The organism is Veillonella sp. S13053-19, assembly GCF_002959835.1.
Taxonomy (GTDB): domain Bacteria; phylum Bacillota; class Negativicutes; order Veillonellales; family Veillonellaceae; genus Veillonella; species Veillonella rogosae.
This window is the reverse complement of the sequence record NZ_PPDA01000005.1, coordinates 1-23,593: the sequence shown is the minus strand read 5'-3', so window position 1 is coordinate 23,593 and position 23,593 is coordinate 1. Positions and strand designations below refer to the sequence as shown.

Here is a 23,593-nt window from a genome sequence, read left to right as displayed (position 1 = left end):
TTTATAGGTCAATAATTATTTAACCTATGTAGTGATAATTATTTTCAATTATTAACCTTTGGATGCCAACAGTCTATCTACTGCTGCACGCAAGTCATCTAACCCTTGTTTTGTTTCAGCCAATTCTTGACGTTGACGTTCATTTTCAGCTTCCAATGTGTTTAGACGAGCTGCTTGATCAGCAATAACATATTTTTGTTCAGCATTTTCCTTCTTGAGGCTAGATACCTCATCTTGCATTACATACACAGAGCTAATAGGACCTGCTTTGTAACGATCAGGAATGTTTTTCTTTTCTGGGCTAGAACCAAATTTATGGGTTACACCAGCATTCACCATATTATGGTTACCACCAACGGAAACACCTACATTGAACATAGTATTTTCGTTCGTATAATGCGCAAGACCAAGGGCAGCTGCTGTTTCACCACGATAGTTACCAACACCAGCCATAACTTGAGTTGGTTCTAATGGATCATATTGGATTGGCTTCAACGCTGCCATGGCTGCTGCATGAGCACCAACACGTTGTACTTCACCTGCTACTTGACCAATAGCATCGCCAATTTTAGCATTAGATGCTTTTAACTGACCAATATTCACTGCATCTGTATCATCAGAACCAGGTGCTACACCTTTAATTTGATTGTTACCATTATTGAGGCCATCCTTAGTCAAGGATACAGGACCTGCATTAGGATTGTTAGGATTTGCACTACCAGGTGTAATTGTCATGCCATTACCATTTGTGACAGTTGTATTACCCGCTGCATCTTTAAATGTAGCAGATTTCATATCTGTAAGCTCTGGATTTACAGCATAACTAATTGTTTTACCTTTTTGGCTAACCATCATATTATTGCCCGCTTTAAAAGTAAGCGTTTCATTTGGTCTAATTTTTTCTGGTGTTGCATTTGGTGTGCTATTTACACCAGAGCCTTCTGTGCCAACTGTTGCGTCCCAGCCTGCATTAGCTACAGCAGATTGTACTTGATCTTCAGTGGCTGCGCGGCCAGAAGTAATATTGTTAGGGTCCCACGTTTTATTAGTCAAACCTGTTACAACACCATCTTTACCATTTACTGCAACAGGATTATTGCCACCTGTAGTAATGATGCCATCTTTGCCATCAATACCTACAGTACCAATAGCAGCTTTACCATCCTTACCATTAAGAGCAATCTTATCTGCTACTTTCACAGAACCATTAACACCATCAATAGCAACAGCATTTGTACCATCACCAGCTTTAATAGTACCATCTGTACCATTAATCGCTACAGCATTACCATCTTTACCAGCTTTGATCGTACCATTTGTACCATCCACAGTAATCGCTTTTGTTGGATCCGCTGCACCCAAGGTAATCTTATCATTTAACTTGTTGTCGTAAACGATATGACCATCGGGAGCAGTAGTTTTAGTCAACACAATATTGCCTGTAGTATTATCGGCGCTTTCACCACCATTAGCAGTTAATTCAGTTGTTGCCGCCTTAGTTTTAGCATCTAATTGACGTACATTCACAGCATCTGTGTCATTTGTACCATCTGCTACATTAACAATCTTATTATTGCCATTATCAAGGCCATTGCCAGTTAAAGACACTGTATCTTTACCAGGTTTTGTAATTGTTACACCATCCTTAGTGAAAGTAGCCTTGTTGCCAGCAGCATCGGCTACAGTTGTACCAGTCGCTTCAACCTTAGTTGTATCGCCTGCTGCATTTGTTACTGTTGCACCAGTAGAAGCAACATTTGTTGTATTACCAGCTGCATCTTTAACAGTAGCACCTTTAGCGTCAACCTTAGTTTCATCACCAGCAGCATTTTTCAATATATTGCTAGTCGCATTAGATATATTAGAGTTACCTGCATTATCTGTCAAATTATTGCTTGTAGCATTAGATACGTTAGAGTTACCCGCATTATCTGCCAAAGTATTGCTAGTTGCTGTCGCAGTATTCGTATTGCCATTCGGATCAGCAATCGTATTAGATGTGGCATTTGATGTGTTTGTATTACCTGCACCATCATCGATTACATTTTTATCTGCTGTATTTGTATTCGTCTTAGCACCATCAGTGATAGTAGTCCCCGCTGCCGTAGTGGCTGTGGATTTTGTACCATCTACAACAGTGTTACCAGCCGCATTAGATGTATTCGTTTTACCACCATCAGTTTGAACGATACTATCGCCTTTGATAACAGTTGTTTTACCACCAGTGGCATTGAATATAGCAGACTCCATATCTTTAAGATTTTTGTTTAAGGAGTACGCTAAAGTTTTACCATTTTGGTCAATAATGAGGTTATTGCCAGCCTGTAATTGAACCTCTTCACCACTAGAGATCTTAGTCTTAGCAGAGCCATTAGCTTCACCAGTGGAACCAGCTACTGTACCAGAGTTTATATTCCAACCAGCACCTACTGCATCAGATACTTGTTGTAATTGATCTTCTGTTGCAGCTCGACCAGAAACAGCTTTTGTAACACCTGGTGTCCATGCTGTATTTGTTAAACCAGTAACAGTACCTGCAGCACCATCTAATTTAACAGTGTTAGCACCACCTGTAGTGATTGTGTTATTCACACCATCTATAACTGCAGAACCTGCAGTTACTTTACCAGCAGTACCATCAACAGTCACCTTATTAGCACCAGTACCTGTTGTAATCGTATCTTTAGTGATAACTGTGCTGTTACCAGCATTATCTTTGACAGTTACAGTACTAGCTGTTGCTTCTGTAGTATTTGTACCATCAGTAATTGTATTGGAGGTAGCTTTGGATGTATTTACATTACCATTGCCATCATCAATTACATTGCTGTCTACAGTTGTTTTGTTAGATTTAGCACCATCCACTAATGTGTTTTCATCAACAGTAGATGTATTAGTTTTAGCACCATCTTTAATCACTTGACCAGCTGCAGTTGTTTCTGTGGACTTAGTACCATCAGCTACTGTATTACCAACCGCTGTAGATCTATTTGTCTTAGTACCATCAGTTTGCGCGATGCTATTACCTGTAATAACAGTTGTTTTACCGCCTGTTGCTTCGAAGGTTGCAGAGTTCATCTTCACAAGGTCTTTATTCAAGGAGTATGTGAAGTCTCGTTCGTTTTGGTTTACTGTGAGGTTTTCGCCAGCGATCAATTGAACTTTGTCGTCTTTACCAACCTTAGCATCCTTCTTAGTACCTGTTTGAGCACCAGATGTAGCGGCATCTTTGTCTGCAGTGATTTGCCATGTTTGTTCCCCTACTTGTTTCAATTGTTCTTCCGTAGCGGCACGGCCCTTTGTTGCAAAGTCTGCACTATTTACAGTGGTATTAGACAAGCCTGTAATATCGTTTGTAGTACCACCAGTTACGGTTACAGTACCAGTTTTCACAGTACCTGCCGCACCATCTAAGGTAACTGCGTTAGCACCACCTGTAGTGATTGTGTTATTTACACCATCTACAACAGAGGAACCAATTGTAGCTTTGCCTGCTGTACCATCGATTGTTACTGCATTAGCTCCAGTACCAAGGGTCACTGTATCTTTGAGTTTTACGTCGTAAATAGTATGACCATCAGCGGCCGTAGTAGATGTAAGAGTTACATTACCGGTTGTAGCATTCGCTGCTTCACCATTGTTAGCAGTTACAGTTGTAGTAGCTTTTTTAACATCTGCAATATTAGCTGCATTTGTATTGTCTGTATCATCATTATTTACATGACCACTTGCTACATTTTTAATAACATTATTGCCATTATCTAAACCAGCATCAGTCAAGGATACAGGGTTTTTACCTGTTGTATTGATACGTACACCATCAGCTGCGTAATTAGTATTACCATTCGCAGAAGTTACCGTTGTACCTGCTGCTGTTGTTGCAGTGGAGTCAGCACCATTAGTTACAGTCGTCCCATCAGCTGTAGTTGCTGTAGATTTACCACCATCAGCTACTGTATTACCAGCCGCTGTAGATCTATTTGTCTTAGTACCGTCAGTTTGCGCAATGCTATCGCCTGTAATAACAGTTGTTTTACCACCTGTTGCTTCGAAGGTTGCAGAGTTCATCTTCACAAGGTCTTTATTCAAGGAGTATGTGAAGTCTCGTTCGTTTTGGTTCACTGTGAGGTTTTCACCAGCGATTAATTGAACTTTGTCGTCTTTACCAACCTTAGCATCCTTCTTAGTACCTGTTTGGTTACCAGATGTAGCGGCATCTTTATCTGCCGTGATTTGCCATGTTTGTTCCCCTACTTGTTTCAATTGTTCTTCCGTAGCGGCACGGCCTTTGGTTGCAAAGTCTGCACTATTTACAGTTGTATTAGACAAGCCAGTAATGTCGTTTGTAGTGCCACCAGTTACGGTTACAGTACCAGTTTTCACAGTACCTGCAGCACCATCTAACTTAACGGCATTAGCACCACCAGTGGTGAATGTGTTATTTACACCATCAATAATGGAGGAACCAATAGTTGCTTTACCAGCAGTGATTGTACTTGTATTTGTACCATCAGTAATTGTATTGGATGTAGCATTGGATGTATTTACATTGCCATTGCCATCATCAATTACATTGCTATCTACAGTAGTTTTATTGGATTTTGTACCATCAACTAATGTGTTTTCATCAACTGTAGATGTATTAGTCTTAGCACCATCTTTAATCACTTGACCAGCTGCAGTTGTTTCTGTGGACTTAGTACCATCAGCTACTGTATTACCAGCCGCTGTAGATTTATTTGTCTTAGTACCATCAGTTTGCGCAATGCTATCGCCTGTAATAATAGTTGTTTTACCACCTGTTGCTTCGAAGGTTGCAGAGTTCATCTTCACAAGGTCTTTATTCAAGGAGTATGTGAAGTCTCGTTCGTTTTGGTTCACTGTGAGGTTTTCACCTGCGATCAATTGAACTTTGTCGTCTTTACCAACTTTAGCATCTTTCTTAGTCCCTGTTTGGTTACCAGATGTAGTAGCATCTTTGTCTGCAGTGATTTGCCATGTTTGTTCCCCTACTTGTTTCAATTGTTCTTCCGTAGCGGCACGGCCTTTTGTTGCAAAGTCAGCTGCTGTTACAGTTGTATTGGACAAGCCAGTAATGTCGTTTGTAGTGCCACCAGTTACGGTTACAGTACCAGTTTTCACAGTACCTGCAGCACCATCTAACTTAACGGCATTAGCACCACCAGTGGTGAATGTGTTATTTACACCATCAATAATGGAGGAACCAATAGTTGCTTTACCAGCAGTGATTGTACTTGTATTTGTACCATCAGTAATTGTATTGGATGTAGCATTGGATGTGTTTACATTGCCATTACCATCATCAATTTCATTACTATCTACAGTAGTCTTATTAGATTTTGCACCATCAACTAATGTGTTTTCATCAACTGTAGATGTATTAGTCTTAGCACCATCTTTAATCACTTGACCAGCTGCAGTTGTTTCTGTGGACTTAGTACCATCAGCTACTGTATTACCAGCGGCTGTAGATGTATTGGTCTTAGTGCCGTCAGTTTGAGCGATGCTATCACCTGTAATAACAGTTGTTTTACCACCTGTGGCTTCGAAGGTTGCAGAGTTCATCTTCACAAGGTCTTTATTCAAGGAGTATGTGAAATCTCGTTCGTTTTGGTTCACTGTGAGGTTTTCGCCAGCGATCAATTGAACTTTGTCGTCTTTACCAACCTTAGCATCCTTCTTAGTACCTGTTTGAGTACCAGATGTAGTAGCATCTTTGTCTGCAGTGATTTGCCATGTTTGTTCCCCAACTGCTTTTAATTGTTCTTCCGTAGCGGCACGACCTTTTGTTGCAAAGTCAGCAGCATTTACAGTTGTGTTAGACAAACCTGTAATATCGTTTGTAGTACCACCAGTTAGGGTTACAGTACCAGTTTTCACAGTACCTGCAACACCATCTAAGGCAACTGCATTAGCACCACCTGTAGTGATTGTGTTATTTACACCATCGACAACAGCAGTACCAACAGTAGCTTTACCAGCAGTACCATCGATTGTTACAGCATTAGCTCCAGTACCAAGGGTCACTTTGTCGTTGAGTTTTACATCATAGATTGTATGACCATCAGCAGCCGTAGTAGATGTAAGAGTTACATTACCGGTTGTAGCATTTGCTGCTTCACCATTGTTAGCAGTTACAGTTGTGGTAGCTTTTTTCACATCTGCAATATTAGCTGCATTTGTGTTATCTGTATCATCATTATTTACATGACCACTTGCTACATTTTTAATAACATTATTGCCATTATCTAAACCAGCATCAGTCAAGGATACAGGGTTTTTACCTGTTGTATTGATACGTACACCATCAGCGGCATATTTAGTATTACCGTTCGCATTAGTTACTGTTGTACCTGCTGCAGTTGTTGCTGTAGTGTCAGCACCATTAGTTACAGTTGTGCCATCAGCTGTAGTTGCTGTAGATTTACCACCATCAACTACTGTGTTACCAGCAGCTGTAGATGTATTGGTCTTAGTGCCGTCAGTTTGAGCGATGCTATCGCCTGTAATAACAGTTGTTTTACCACCTGTAGCTTCGAAGGTTGCAGAGTTCATCTTCACAAGGTCTTTATTCAAGGAGTATGTAAAGTCTCGTTCGTTTTGGTTTACTGTGAGGTTTTCACCAGCGATCAATTGAACTTTGTCGTCTTTACCAACCTTAGCATCCTTCTTAGTACCTGTTTGATTACCAGATGTAGCGGCATCTTTGTCTGCCGTGATTTGCCATGTTTGTTCCCCTACTGCTTTCAATTGTTCTTCCGTAGCGGCACGGCCTTTGGTTGCAAAGTCAGCTGCTGTTACAGTTGTATTGGACAAGCCAGTAATGTCGTTTGTAGTACCACCAGTTACGGTTACAGTACCAGTTTTCACAGTACCTGCTGTACCATCTAACTTAACGGCATTAGCACCACCAGTGGTGAATGTGTTATTTACACCATCAATAATGGAGGAACCAATAGTTGCTTTACCAGCAGTGATTGTACTTGTATTTGTACCATCTGTAATTGTATTAGATGTAGCATTAGATGTGTTTACATTACCATTGCCATCATCAATTACATTGCTATCTACAGTAGTTTTATTGGATTTTGTACCATCCACTAATATGTTTTCATCAACTGTAGATGTATTAGTCTTAGCACCATCTTTAATTACTTGACCAGCTGCAGTTGTTTCTGTGGACTTAGTACCATCAGCTACTGTATTACCAGCTGCTGTAGATGTATTGGTTTTAGTGCCGTCAGTTTGAGCGATGCTATCGCCTGTAATAATAGTTGTTTTACCACCTGTTGCTTCGAAGGTTGCAGAGTTCATCTTCACAAGGTCTTTATTCAAGGAGTATGTGAAGTCTCGTTCGTTTTGGTTCACTGTGAGGTTTTCACCAGCGATCAATTGAACTTTGTCGTCTTTACCAACCTTAGCATCCTTCTTAGTACCTGTTTGGTTACCAGATGTAGTAGCATCTTTGTCTGCCGTGATTTGCCATGTTTGTTCCCCAACTGCTTTTAATTGTTCTTCCGTAGCGGCACGGCCTTTGGTTGCAAAGTCTGCAGCATTTACAGTTGTGTTAGACAAACCTGTAATATCGTTTGTAGTACCACCAGTTACGGTTACAGTACCAGTTTTCACAGTCCCTGCAGCACCATCTAAGGCAACTGCATTAGCACCACCAGTTGTAATTGTGTTATTTACACCGTCTACAACAGAGGAACCAATTGTAGCTTTACCTGCTGTACCATCAATTGTTACAGCATTAGCTCCAGTACCAAGGGTCACTTTGTCATTGAGTTTTACGTCATAGATTGTATGACCATCAGCAGCCGTAGTAGATGTAAGAGTTACATTACCTGTTGTAGCATTTGCTGCTTCACCATTGTTAGCAGTTACAGTTGTAGTAGCTTTTTTAACATCTGCAATATTAGCTGCATTTGTATTGTCTGTATCATCATTATTTACATGACCACTTGCTACATTTTTAATAACATTATTGCCATTATCTAAGCCAGTGTCTGTTAAGGATACAGGATTTTTACCTGTTGTATTGATACGTACACCATCAGCTGCGTAATTAGTATTACCATTCGCAGAAGTTACCGTTGTACCTGCTGCTGTTGTTGCAGTGGAGTCAGCACCATTAGTTACAGTCGTACCATCAGCTGTAGTTGCTGTAGATTTACCACCATCAGCTACTGTATTACCAGCGGCTGTAGATGTATTGGTCTTAGTGCCGTCAGTTTGAGCGATGCTATCGCCTGTAATAACAGTTGTTTTACCACCTGTGGCTTCAAAGGTTGCAGAGTTCATCTTCACAAGGTCTTTATTCAAGGAGTATGTGAAGTCTCGTTCGTTTTGGTTCACTGTGAGGTTTTCGCCAGCGATCAATTGAACTTTGTCGTCTTTACCAACCTTAGCATCCTTCTTAGCACCTGTTTGAGCTCCAGATGTAGTAGCATCTTTGTCTGCAGTGATTTGCCATGTTTGTTCCCCTACCTTTTTCAATTGTTCTTCCGTAGCGGCACGGCCTTTTGTTGCAAAGTCTGCACTATTTACAGTGGTATTAGACAAGCCTGTAATATCGTTTGTAGTGCCACCAGTTACGGTTACAGTACCAGTTTTCACAGTGCCAGCTGCACCATCTAAGGCAACTGCATTAGCACCACCAGTTGTAATTGTGTTATTCACACCATCCACAACGGAGGAACCAATTGTAGCTTTACCTGCTGTACCATCGATTGTTACAGCATTAGATCCAGTACCAAGGGTCACTTTGTCGTTGAGTTTTACGTCGTAGATTGTATGACCGTCAGCAGCTGTAGTAGATGTAAGGGTTACATTACCTGTTGTAGCATTTGCTGCTTCACCAGTATTAGCAGTGATTTCTGTTTTAGCTGCTTTTTTAGCTGCGTTAATCGCATCAGCTACATTTTGTGCTGTTGCAACGCCATCTGTAGTTGGGCCTGTAATGGTACCATCTGTACCAGCAGTGATAGTTGCTGTATTTACATCGTATTTCACAACCCCTGCATCATCAATAGAAGCAGTTGTTAATGTACCATTCTTGAAGTTAAGGCCATCTGCCAAGGAAACTTGTTTAGCGGTACCATCATTTGCTTTGTAAGACAAGTTTGTCTTATTCGCAATCTTAGTACCATCAATCATTACCTTGTAGTCCTTAGTTGTACCATCCGCACTTGTTGTCGGTGTTACAGAAATTGGATTGTTGGCATCCGTTGTATCTGTGCTTACTGTTACAGCTGCTACAGCAGACTTTTTAACCTCTGCTTCAGATACTTTTACAGTCAAATCTTTACCGTTTGCGTCGGTAGTTACATATTTACCATCGCCAACGATGTTGAATGTATCGTCTTTAAGATTGACTACGCCAGCAGATGTATTAGTATCGCCAGAGAATTTCAAGTTAACTGCATCAGTTGTCGCTTTAGCAGTATCGGCTACAGTTTTCAATTGATCTTCAGTAGCTGCACGACCAGTGGTAGCTGTACCATTCCATGTTGTATTGGATAGGCCAGTTACATGGCTGTTATCTCCATCAACCGTTACGCCGCCAATAGCTGCATTCTTAGCAGTCACTTTACCAGTTGCGCCATCAAGTTTAATGGTTTCAGTTGTACCAGTACCAACAGATACACTCGTTAAGCCAGCAAGATCTTTATTCAAGGAATAAGTAAACTTACGTTCATCTTGGTTGATTGCAAGATTATCACCTGCAACTAACTCAACAGTTTGATCCTTACCAACAGTAGCATTTTTCTTAGTACCTGTTTGAGCACCAGTTGTGCCAGCTTTATCTGCTGTAATATTCCAAGTTTGGCTAGATGCGGCATCTGCTACCTTTTGTAATTGATCTTCTGTGGCAGCACGACCAGTTACGGCTTTAGTTACGCCAGGAGTCCAATCTTTATTAGTTAAACCAGTCACTGTACCAGTTGCACCATCTACCTTAACAGAGTTTGTACCACCAGTGGTAATTGTGCCAGTCACGCCATCAACAGTTGTTACGCCAGCAGTCACTTTTGCCGTTGCGCCGTCTAATGTAACGGCATTCGCACCACCAGTTGTAATTGTGTTATTTACACCATCTACAACTGCAGTACCAACAGTAGCTTTACCAGCTGTACCATCAATTGTTACAGCATTAGCTCCAGTACCAAGGGTCACTTTGTCGTTGAGTTTTACGTCGTAGATTGTATGACCGTCAGCAGCTGTAGTAGATGTAAGGATTACATTACCTGTTGTGGCATTTGCTGCTTCACCTGTATTAGCTGTAATTTCAGTTTTAGATGCTTTTTTAGCTGCGTTAATCGCATCAGCTACATTTTGTGCCGTTGCAACGCCATCTGTAGTTGGGCCTGTAATGGTACCATCTGTACCAGCAGTGATTGTTGCTGTATTTACATCGTATTTTACAACACCTGCATCATCGATGGATGCTGTTGTAAGAGTACCATTTTTGAAGTTCAACCCATCTGCCAAGGAAACTTGTTTGGCTGTACCATCATTTGCTTTATAAGACAAGTTTGTCTTATTCGCAATCTTAGTACCATCAATCGTTACCTTGTAATCCTTAGTTGTACCATCCGCACTTGTTGTCGGTGTTACAGAAATTGGATTGTTGGCATCCGTTGTATCTGTGCTTACTGTTACAGCTGCTACGGCAGATTTCTTAACCTCTGCTTCAGATACTTTTACAGTTAAATCTTTACCGTTTGCGTCGGTAGTTACATATTTACCATCACCAACGATGTTGAATGTATCATCTTTAAGATTGACTACACCAGCAGATGTATTAGTATCGCCAGAGAATTTCAAGTTAACTGCATCACTTGTCGCTTTCGCTGTATCGGCTACAGCTTTCAATTGATCTTCAGTAGCTGCACGACCAGTTGTAGCCGTACCATTCCATGTTGTATTGGATAGACCAGTCACATGACTGTTATCTCCGTCAACAGTTACGCCACCAATCACTGCATTCTTAGCAGTCACTTTACCTGTAGCACCATCAAGTTTAATGGTTTCAGTTGTACCATCACCAACAGATACACTTGTCAAACCAGTAAGGTCTTTATTCAAGGAATATGTAAACTTACGTTCATCCTGATTGATTGTAAGGTTATCCCCTGCCACTAACTCAACAGTTTGATCTTTACCAACAGTAGCATTTTTCTTAGTACCTGTTTGAGCACCAGTTGTACCTGCTTTATCTGCCGTAATGTTCCAAGTTTGGCTAGATGCGGCATCTGCTACCTTTTGTAATTGATCTTCTGTAGCAGCACGACCAGTTACGGCTTTAGTTACGCCAGGGGTCCAATCTTTATTAGTCAAACCAGTAACAGTACCTGCTGCACCATCTAAGGACACTGCGTTAGCACCGCCAGTAGTGATCGTGTTATTTACACCATCTACAACTGCAGTACCAACAGTAGCTTTACCAGCTGTACCATCAATTGTTACAGCATTAGCTCCAGTACCAAGGGTCACTGTATCTTTGAGTTTTACATCATAGATTGTATGACCATCAGCAGCTGTAGTAGATGTAAGAGTTACATTACCTGTTGTAGCATTTGCTGCTTCACCAGTATTAGCAGTGATTTCTGTTTTAGCTGCTTTTTTAGCTGCGTTAATCGCATCAGCTACGTTTTGTGCCGTTGCAACGCCATCTGTAGTTGGACCTGTAATGGTACCATCTGTACCAGCTGTGATAGCAGCTGTATTTACATCGTATTTTACAACACCTGCATCATCGATGGATGCTGTTGTAAGAGTACCATTTTTGAAGTTCAAACCATCTGCCAAAGAAACTTGTTTCGCTGTACCATCATTTGCTTTATAGGACAAGTTTGTCTTATTCGCAATCTTAGTGCCATCAATTGTTACCTTGTAATCCTTTGTTGTACCATCCGCACTTGTTGTTGGTGTTACAGAAATTGGATTGTTAGCATCCGTTGTATCTGTGCTTACTGTTACAGCAGCTACAGCAGATTTTTTAACCTCTGCTTCAGATACTGTGAGATTTACATCCTTGCCATTTACATCGGTAGTAATGTATTTACCATCACCTTTAATCCCGAATGTATCATCTTTAAGGTTGATAGATCCCGTATTAGTAGCTACATCCCCAGTGAACTTCAATGCAGTTGCACTAGTTACTGCTTTTAATTGTTCCTCTGTAGCAGCGCGACCTTTTGTTGCAAAGTCCGCACCAGTTACAGTTGTATTGGATAAACCAGTAATATCATTTGTTGTGCCATTTACAGTCACACCACCAATATTAGCAGTTTTACCTGTAATTGTACCTGTTGCACCATCTAGTGTAACAGGGCTTGCTCCACCAGTTGTAATTGTGTTATTCACACCATCTACAACAGCAGTACCAACAGTTGCTTTACCAGCTGTACCATCGATTGTTACAGCATTAGCACCAGTACCAAGGGTCACTTTGTCATTGAGTTTTACGTCGTAAATAGTATGACCATCAGCAGCGGCAGTAGATGTAAGGGTCACATTACCTGTTGTAGCATTTGCTGCTTCACCAGTATTAGCAGTAATTTCAGCTTTAGATGCTTTTTTAGCTGCGTTAATTGCATCAGCTACGTTTTGTGCTGTTGCTACGCCATCTGTAGTTGGACCTGTTACGGTGCCATCTGTACCAGCAGTGATAGCAGCTGTATTTACATCGTATTTTACCACCCCATCGTTATCGATAGAGGCAGTTGTTAATGTACCGTTTACAAAGTTAAGACCTTTAGCTAAGGATACTTTCTTTGCATTAGCATCAGTATCATTATTTGCACGGTATGTTAAATCAGTTTTAGCTGCAAGCTTCGTAGTATCGATACCGATAGCATAATCTTTAGAGTTAGTACCCGCTGTTGGAGTTACTGTAATAGGATTATCTGCTTGAGCATCTTTACTTACTGTAACAGCGTCTACAGCCAAGTCTTTTACCTTAGCTGCATCAACCGCAACTTTCACACCAGCTGCAGTAGCAGATGTGCTCACAAGATTGCCATCACCAGTTACGGCAAAGGATACATCACCGTCTTTAAGGTATTTATTACCTGTAGAGCCTGTATCAGCAGTGAGGCCAATACCTTTAGTTGTAGCATTAACAGTATTAGCATCTAAACCAACTGTAATGGTCTGATTATTTACAGTTGCAGTGACACCATTTGCACCTGCTACATTAAGTTTTTGGTTTTTAAGGTCAACAGTACCGTTATTAGTACCATCAGTAATGTTTAAGTTTTGAGATAAATTAGCAACGGCTTGCTTAACGTCACCAATGTTAGCTGCATTTGTATCTGTTGTACCACCGCTAGCAACATTGGAGATAGCTTTACCACCAGCATTGATGCCATCAGTTTTATCAATGGAGATGCCGCCTACTGTCACTTTATCAGTTGTGATGCCTGAACCAGTAATAGCAGTTGTACCATTTGTTAAACCAGATGTATTAATGACTGTATTACCAGCTGTAACAGAATCTACAGTAAGATCTTTCTTAGTAGCTACAGTAATTTGCTTTTTATCTGTACCATCTTGTGTAATCAGGATATTATCGCCATTGATAAGATCTACTGTATCGCCACCTTGTACAGATGTTTTATCTGTAGTACTAGAGTTCGTTGTAAGGTTCCATGCCGCACCAGCTTTAGCCGCATCAGCAGCTTTATTAATGGCATCGGCCACATTTTTAGCTGTTGCGAGACCATCATTACCTGTTACGGACGCAGCACCTGTATTTGCATCACTGTTGATAGTAGCACGTTTTGTAGATACTTCTACAGTGTTACCATTCATGTTAGTAGATACATAGTCACCAGTGGCACCTTTTACATTGAAAGCTACATCGCCATCTTTTAAGGATTGGCTAGATGCTGTGCCGCTATCTGCACCAAGAGAAATATTTCTTGCTACAGCAGTAGCAGAATCATCAATCTTAGACTTAGTAGCTGTATTTAAATCAAAGGATACTTTTCCATCATTATCAACAGTAGCAACAGTGGATGTTCCATCTACAAAGTCTAATCCTTTAGATAATTTTACAGATTTAGCATCTGCATCAGCTACAGTATTGGCACGGTAGGTTAATGTTTGACTTGCCACAGTGTCTTTCAACTGTTTTACATTTACCGCATCAGTATCAGCTGTACCTTCTGCTACCTCCTGGATTTTATTGCCACCAGCCTTGATTTCATCAAGACTAAATTGAACCATTTTACCAGCTGCATCCTGGAATGCCATACCTTTGGCACTACCTTCAGCATTATTACCATCTTCATCACTAAACATGAGGTATTTAGATGTAAGAGCACTATTATTAGGTCCAGATTGAATTGATACCGTGTCTAAAGCTATAGTAGTTGTAGACTCATTAGCACCAGTTGCACCGTTCGTAAAGCTTAACTGATCGCTTGTAATAGTAGAACCAGCACCAACATTATCTTTAAACTCAGCTTTACCAGCTTTAATACTACCATCTCTACCATTTAGGAAAATTGTTTCCCCTCTTGCATTACCAAGAGATATAGAGTTCATGTCTGTAAGATTTTTATTTAGGCTAACAGAAATATTTTTGTTATTACGATCAACTGTAATATTAGTATCGCCAGCAAAATCTACGGTATCACCTTTACCTACAGTTGCAGTATTAGCTTCGCCATTAGCAGATAGTTTCCAGCTATATTGATTATCAGAGATAGACTTATTAATAACATCGGCAATATTTTCAGTTGTTGCTACACCTGCAGTATCTGCTTTCACAGTACCGTCAGCATTATTTGAAAGTGTTCCCTCTGCCACATTAACAGTAATAGTTTGATTATTAACAGTCGCTGTTGCTGCTCCCGTACCTGTAACAGTTAACTTTTGATTTTTAAGTGCTACAGTACTATCTGTTGTACCATCACTAATGTTTAAGTTTTGAGATAAACCATTAACAGCAGAGTTAATAGCACTCGCGACATTTTTAGCCGTAGCTAAACCATCATTACCGGTTACAGATGCAGCACCTGTATTTGCATCACTATCGATGGTAGCACGAGTTGTAGAAACCTCTACAGTGTTACCATTCATCTTTGTAGATACATAGTCACCAGTAGCACCTTTTACATTGAAAGCCACATTACCATCTTTTAAGGATTGGCTAGATGATGTACCGCTATCTGCACCAAGAGAGATATTTCTTGCAACAGCAGTGGCAGATTCATCAATTTTAGTTTTAGTAGCCGCATTAAGGTCATAGGACACTTTGCCATCTGCAGCAACCGTTGCAACAGTATTATCACCATTTACAAAGTTAAGACCTTTAGCTAAGGATACTTTTTGTGCATTAGCATCTGTATCATTATTAGCACGGTATGTTAAGTCTGTTTTACCAGCCAGTTTTGTAGTATCAATACCAATAGCATAATCTTTAGAATTAGTCCCTGCAGTAGGAGTTACTGTAATAGGATTATCTACTTGCGTATCTTTACTTACAGTAACAGCCTCTACAGCTAAATCTTTTACCTTAGCCGCATTTACTGCAACCTTCACACCAGCTGTAGTAGCAGATGTGCTCACTAGATTACCATCACCAGTTACAGCAAAGGATACATCACCATCTTTAAGGTATTTATTACCTGTAGAACCAGTATCACCAGTAAGGCCAATGCCCTTAGTTGTAGCATTTACAGTCGCCTGATCCAAACCGATTACAAGACTACCATTGTTTGTACCAACTAAATCAGTTCTAATACCATTAGCACCAATTACTTTAAGTGGACTTTCACTGAGCTTAACAGTGCCAGTTTTAGAATTTGTATCTAAATTTAATGTAACATCAGATACCGCATTCTTAACATCCGTAATATTAGCTGCATTAGTTCCTACATTGCCACCGCTAGACACATTCGTGATTTGTTGGCCACCTGCATCAATACCATCAGCACCAAACTTAGCTGTTTTAGTACCTGCTTTTGAAGTCAAACCATCTTTGGTAATAGTTACATTGTTACCATTCGTAGGTGAGCCAATTTGTAATGTAGTATTACTCAACACATTATCGCCAGCAGTAAAGGATTGGCCACTGAAAGTTTTACCTGTTACGGCACCAGTTGTACCGTCTAAGGTAATTTGATTTGAACCAGATCCCGTTGTAACGGAGTTATTAGCTTTCATAGAGTCAACGATAATGGACTTATTCAAGCTTGAAGTAATGGTATTACCATTTCTCGCTACCGTAATATTTTTATCACCACTGAATTTTACAGTACCTTCTTTATTGATAGTAGATCGACTACCAGCCGTATCGTTATCTGCCGTTAAATTCCAGGTATATGCATTTTGTGAAACTGCCTTATTAATCGCTTCTGCTACATTTTTAGCATCTGCCATACCAGTAGCCGCTGTAGCAGTACCATTAGTAACACTAATATCCTTCTTATTAGCAGATACAGTAATCAAATTACCATTGGCACGTGTTGTGAGGTAGGTAGAGTCGCCTTTAACAGCAAATCTTTTAGTCGTATCATTGTTGGCAAGATTAACATCACCAAAACCACTATCACCAACAAAAGCAAGATTAACGCTCTTCAATTGTGCTACGTTAACTGCATCAGTATCATTTGTACCTGCTGCAACTCCAGTAATCTGACGTGTCACCTCTGTACCATTACCCACAGCTACCGCACCAGTTGTGCTACGTATTACATTTCCTGTAAGAGCACTATATGTATTTGTACGTCCATCATTAGGATTATAACCTACAGTACGACCTGTACTTGAAGAAGAATTCGCCCCAAGAGCAACACCGCCTTCAGTACTTACTGCAGAGTTATATCCAATTGCAGTTGCATTAGCTTTAGTTGTATTAGCACCAAACCCCACAACCGTTTGATAACTTGTGTCTGCAGCCGTCTTTGAGTATGTGCCAAGTGCAGTTGTACCAACACCATTAGCCTGAGCACCCTTAAATTGCCAATTGCCCCCGCCTAAAGCAACGCTAAAGTCTCCATTGGCTTGAGCCCCTTGACCAATTGCAACTGGAGCAACTTTATCTGCCGCAACACTACCATTACCAATTGCAATAGAATCAGTACCCCCTGCTGTCGCACTATTACCTAAAGCAATAGATTGGGCCTTTGTCGCTGTTGCTGCAGGTCCAATAGCAATAGCATTAACACCTGTAGCCCCTGTATTATCTCGGTTTCCTGTAACTGTAGAGTTTACAGAGAAGTATTTTACCTTAGCTGCATTTAGTTGAGATATGTTAACTGCATCGTTATCCTTCACACCATTGGCCACATTACCAAGTGTACGAGGCACTTGTGTTTGTTGATTTACATTTGTTTGGTCAACATTTACTAAGGATAAAGATGTTGGAGTCTGTGCAGTAGCACCATTTACTAACGTACCATCATCCTTAACATCTACTGTACGATAATATTTCTCAACCTTAGATGCCCCTGTACCTGTTACAACCTTTGTAAGAGGTTCGCCTGATGCATTTACATTAACAACACTACCTGCCCCACCATTCATAATGTTGGTGACTTTACGCGCTAAGGAATAGATTTGAGAACCATTGATAGCATCTGTACTTGTTTGAGAAACTTCACCAGGTGCTACATTTTTAAGCTGACGTTCAAAACCTTTAGCACCGAAGGAAACAACGTCACCAGGAGAAATGTTTTCACCGCCAGACCATTTAACTTCTACACCATCAATAATTGCATTCACTTGTTTGGTTGCATAACGGTCAGTATTAGAACCACCACCGATAGCTACAGAGTTGTCAAAGTTAGCACGAGCACCGGTACCAATAGCGACAGCATTAGTAACAGGCTTATTATTAACAACTTGGCCTTTATCATTCATACGAGTCATACTGTCAGATGCAGTACCAATTGCAACGCCCGCATTACCAGCGAGAGCACTTGTACCGTAGGCTACACCAGCATGACCTGCTTCAGTACCTTTGTATTTAGACAAATTATACCCTGTTAGATTAAGAATTGCAGTTTGTAAGGTACCCGTAACTTCATTATCATTAGTATTCGTATAAGAGACTTGCTGACCTGCAGCTTTTCTGGCATCATCACCGCCAATAGCAACAGCAGCATGACCATCAACCTTTACATTGCCACCAATAGCTATAGACTGGTCACCAGTAACAACAGCACCTTCATCAGTAAGACTACCACTACCAATAGCAATGCCTTGTGTTACATTTGTAGCAACTTTAGAATTTGCACCAATTGCAATAGCTCTACTTGTAGTAGTGAATGCTGGACCAGATTCAGCTTTTGCATTTCTACCGATAGTAATACTATCATCACTTAAAGATTGAGCATTATTACCAAAAGCAATGCTATTTTGTTTTGTAACTGTGCTAGATGGGCCTATGGCAATAGAATTTGGAGCTTGTGCGCCATCATTATCAACGTTACTACCAGTACCTGTTAATGTAGAGTTCACAGATACGTATTTTAGCGGTTTAACAGCACTTGCTACAGCATATAATTGGGATCCATTAATAGCATCTGTACTTGTAGCAGATACTTCCCCTGCTGCGACATTTTTAATTTGTCGTGTTGCACTAGCGCTACCTACAGAAACTTGCATATTAGGATTGCTTGTAGCACCAGCAAAATTATAGGTAATACCATTAATTGTGGCGGAAGGTATATTTGTAGCCGATGTTGCAGTTGTAGAGCCACTACCTAACGCAACAGCACCTAGCTTATTTGACTGTGCATTTGTACCAATAGCTACGGCATCTTCTGAACTAGCCGTGGTATTCTTACCAATAGCTACAGCACCTTTTGCAGATGCATTTGTTCTATCGTTAGATGCATCATTATCTTGACCGCCAATAGCCAAGCCACCATTAGTTGCAGTCGCATGACGTCCAATAGCTGTAGATGTTCCATTAGCAGTTACATTTCGGCCTATCGCAACAGCAAAGTTACCGTTTGCACTTGCCTCATAGCCCATAGCCATAGAAGTAGAGCCAGTAGCAAAAGCATTTCGTCCCATCGCTAATGAGTAAATACCTGTTGATGCAGAATCTTGGCCGATTACAACCCCACCTGCAAGATTATTATTTGTATCTTCAAAAACACCTTTACCAATTGCTACACCACCTGTTGCAGCTAAAGCATTCTGACCTACAGCGACCCCAGTATTCTTAGCATTTGCATAAAAACCTAAGGCAACTGCATTATCACCCTCTGCAGTAGTGGCATAATTAATAGTCTTAAGCGTATTAACAACCGAACGAGAGGAATTTATGCTACTTGCAAATCCTAGCGGTCCAGAGCCACCAGCACCACTACCGACAGCTACGGAGCTTGCTCCCGTAGCTTTTGCATTTGTACCAACCGCTAACGCTCTACCGCTTGTTGCACTTGCAGTGTTACCAATAGCTAGAGACTCATTTCCAGATGCAGATGCTTGCATACCCACAGCAGTAGCTGTTGTACCTGTAGCACTGGCTAGAGACCCTAATGCAGTAGCTGATGATCCCGTTGCTTCAGAAGATCGACCTAATGCGGTAGCACCAATATTAGTTGCTTGAGAGGCATCACCAATCGCTATTGCTTTTTCTTGAGTTGCCTTTGTATTCTGACCAATAGCAATTGATGAATCCCCACTAGCTGCCGCACTCTTACCAATTGCAGTAGCAAAAGTATTAGAAGCATTTGCAACCATACCAATCGCAGTTGCGCCTCCTGCAGTGGCATTAGCACCAGCACCTACAGCTAATGCTGGATCGCCACCGCCACCATTATTTCTGCCGGTAGCCTTACTTTGATAACCAATAGCAATTGACTGGTTACTTTTTGCCTCTGAGTTTACACCTATAGCAAAACCTAATGTACCACTATTAAACTTAGCATTATTACCTATAGCAAAACCAAAAGCTCCATTTACATTAGATTGCGAGCCAATGGCAAATGCATCGTTGCCAGTTGCATTCCCTTCTGGAATTGCAGCATCAACACTTTGCATAGTTCCAGCCATAGCTAGTGCTGCCAAAATACTAGCTACTACAATTTTCTTTTTACCTGTTTTGTTCTTTGCGATTTCAGATACTACAATGTAGCATTGTTTCGACTTAGACCAAATTACTTTAAAAATCTTATTCATTGTCTTTCCTCTTTACGAATTAACCCTCAAAAACTATATGCTATATATCTCTAAAATGTAGTTTTAATAACTAAATTGTATGGAAAATTACTACAATTATAATTTCCAACTATAATTCATAATTTTATCATATTTTACCTTTTCTACACAATGAACACCACTAAAAAACAGAATATTTAATAATATTTCTTTCTTCTCAAAACTCTTATAACTATAGGTAATATATGTATTATTTATTTTATTCTATGTATATATAATCTAAAAATATTCCATTTTTATACATCAATATGTATAGTTATCATTCAACTTTATTCATGAAAATAAAATGATTTAACAACAGTATGTGTATTTTTTATCTCATACGAAACTTTGTAATTTTTTATTTATTTTTCGGCAAGAAAATTAACACATTCTCACTAAAAATATATACTTTTTATATTTTAGAAATAGGTGGAACCAAAAAGCCACCACTCATTAAGAGTGGTGGCTTTCACCATTATACATATTCATACATGAATATATACAACCATATGTTTATGTGTGCATAAAGGATTATGCTTTAGTTTCTACTAGCTTTTGAACTAGTGCTTCTAATTTTGCTACGCGATCTTGAAGCTCTTCATTTTCAGCTTTAAGATTGTCCATAGCTTGATTATTTTTCTTAACTAGGCTTTCACCAGCACCAATACGCCATGTAGCACCCATACCGTACATTTGCTCTTCTTTAGCAATACCTACGGATGCATTTAAGAACAAACGATCATTTGGTGCATAACCATAACCAAGAGCAAGTGCTTTTTCACCATGGTATACACCTACGCCAGCCATGATTTGACCTTTTTCAGTACCATCTACATAGTATGGTTTCAAGGACGCCATAGCTGCGCTCATAGCACCTACACGATCTACACGAGTTTTAGTAGACGCTAATTCATTCATAGTACCTTGTGTTGCACTATACAATTGGCTGCCGTTAACAGCATCTGTAGAAGTAGCAGAAATTTCACCTGGCGCTACATTTGTAATCGTACGTTCGTTACCTTTAGAGCCAACACTCACTGTGTTAGGACGATCAGCTACAGAACCTTGACCAAGAGCTACAGAATTAGTAGCACCAGCCATTACAGTTGTATTAGCACCAAGAGCTGTTGCATTATCTGCAAGAGCTTTTGCATTTGTACCTACTGCATTTGCATAGTCTCCATTAGCTACAGATCCTGCACCAATCGCCATGGCACCATTACCATTTTTAGTACCTGGTGTAATACCGGAGTTAGCCATGTTTTGTTGGATTGCTGCAGCTGCATTAGCACTAGACTCTGCTTTTGTTGCAGAACTATTAGCTGCTGTCGCACTGGATTCAGCTTTAGTTGCGGAGCTGTCTGCTGCTGTAGCAGAGGATGCTGCATCATTAGCGGAAGATTCAGCTTTTGTAGCAGAGCTATTTGCTGCTGTAGCAGATGCTGCTGCATTATCTTCGCTTACTTTAGCATTAGATGCAGATGTACTTGCTTCTGTCGCAGAGGATCCTGCTTTTGTTGCAGAGCTATCTGCTGCTGTTGCACTAGATGCTGCTTTTGTTGCAGAAGAATCTGCTGCCGTTGCACTTGCTGCAGCATTGTCTTCGCTTACTTTTGCATTAGATGCAGATGTAGACGCTGCTGTTGCAGAGCTTGCGGAAGATTGTGCAGAATTTGCTGCTGCTGTTGCACTATCTGCTGCATTGTCTTCGCTTACTTTCGCATTAGATGCAGATGTACTTGCCACTGTTGCGGAAGATTCAGATTTAGTAGCAGAGCTATCAGCTGCTGTTGCGGATGCTGCTGCATTATCTTCACTTACTTTTGCATTAGATGCAGATGTAGATGCTGCTGTAGCAGAACTTGCAGAGGATTGTGCGGAATTTGCTGCTGCTGTTGCACTAGCCGCTGCATTATCTTCACTTACTTTCGCATTAGATGCGGATGTAGACGCTGCTGTAGCGGAGCTTGCGGAAGATTGTGCAGAGTTTGCTGCTGCTGTTGCACTAGCTGCTGCGTTATCTTCGCTTACTTTTGCGTTAGATGCAGATGTAGAGGCTACTGTTGCAGAGCTTGCTGAAGATTGTGCAGAGTTTGCTGCTGCTGTCGCACTAGCTGCTGCATTATCTTCACTTACTTTTGCATTGGATGCAGATGTAGATGCTGCTGTTGCAGAACTTGCAGAGGATTGTGCAGAGTTTGCTGCTGCTGTTGCACTAGCCGCTGCATTGTCTTCACTTACTTTCGCATTAGATGCAGATGTAGATGCTGCTATTGCAGAACTTGCAGAGGATTGTGCAGAATTTGCTGCTGCTGTTGCACTAGCTGCTGCATTATCTTCGCTTACTTTTGCATTAGATGCAGATGTAGACGCTACTGTTGCAGAAGATGCAGATTTAGTAGCAGAGCTGTCAGCTGCTGCCGCACTAGCTGCTGCATTATCTTCACTTACTTTTGCATTGGATGCAGATGTAGATGCTGCTGTAGCAGAACTTGCAGAGGATTGTGCAGAATTTGCTGCTGCTGTTGCACTAGCTGTTGCATTATCTTCGCTTACTTTCGCATTAGATGCGGATGTAGACGCTGCAGTTGCAGAGCTTGCGGAAGATTGTGCAGAGTTTGCTGCTGCTGTTGCACTAGCTGCCGCGTTATCTTCACTTACTTTTGCATTAGATGCAGATGTAGATGCTACTGTTGCAGAGGATGCAGATTTAGTAGCAGAGCTGTCAGCTGCTGTTGCACTAGCTGCCGCGTTATCTTCACTTACTTTTGCGTTAGATGCGGATGTAGATGCTGCTGTAGCAGAGCTTGCGGAGGATTGCGCAGAATTTGCTGCTGCTGTTGCACTAGCTGCTGCATTATCTTCGCTTACTTTTGCATTGGATGCGGATGTAGACGCTGCAGTTGCAGAGCTTGCGGAGGATTGCGCGGAATTTGCTGCTGCTGTTGCAGATGCTGCTGCATTATCTTCACTCACCTTTGCGTTAGATGCAGATGTACTTGCTACTGTTGCGGAAGATTCAGATTTAGTAGCAGAACTATTAGCTGCTGTTGCGGATGCTGCTGCATTATCTTCACTTACTTTTGCATTAGATGCAGATGTAGACGCTGCTGTTGCAGAACTTGCAGAGGATTGTGCAGAGTTTGCTGCTGCTGTTGCACTAGCTGCTGCATTGTCTTCACTTACTTTTGCATTAGATGCAGATGTACTTGCTGCTGTAGCGGAGCTTGCGGAAGATTGTGCAGAGTTTGCTGCTGCTGTTGCACTAGCTGCCGCGTTATCTTCACTTACTTTTGCATTAGATGCAGATGTAGATGCTACTGTTGCAGAAGATGCAGATTTAGTAGCAGAGCTGTCAGCTGCTGTAGCACTAGCTGCTGCATTATCTTCGCTTACT

At 40.9% G+C, this 23,593-nt stretch carries 1 protein-coding gene and 1 pseudogene; both read right to left on the bottom strand.

The features are described 5' to 3' along the window. Nucleotides 1-51: 51 nt before the first annotated feature. Nucleotides 52-20,175 carry a YadA-like family protein gene (locus VEHSUH06_RS01820; RefSeq protein ID WP_105097545.1) on the bottom strand — a complete coding sequence of 6,708 codons (20,124 nt, stop codon included), beginning with the start codon at nt 20,173-20,175 and terminating at the stop codon, nt 52-54. Between the two features lie 552 nt (nt 20,176-20,727). Then, nucleotides 20,728-23,593: pseudogene (locus tag VEHSUH06_RS10665) on the bottom strand (hypothetical protein); the annotation flags it as partial.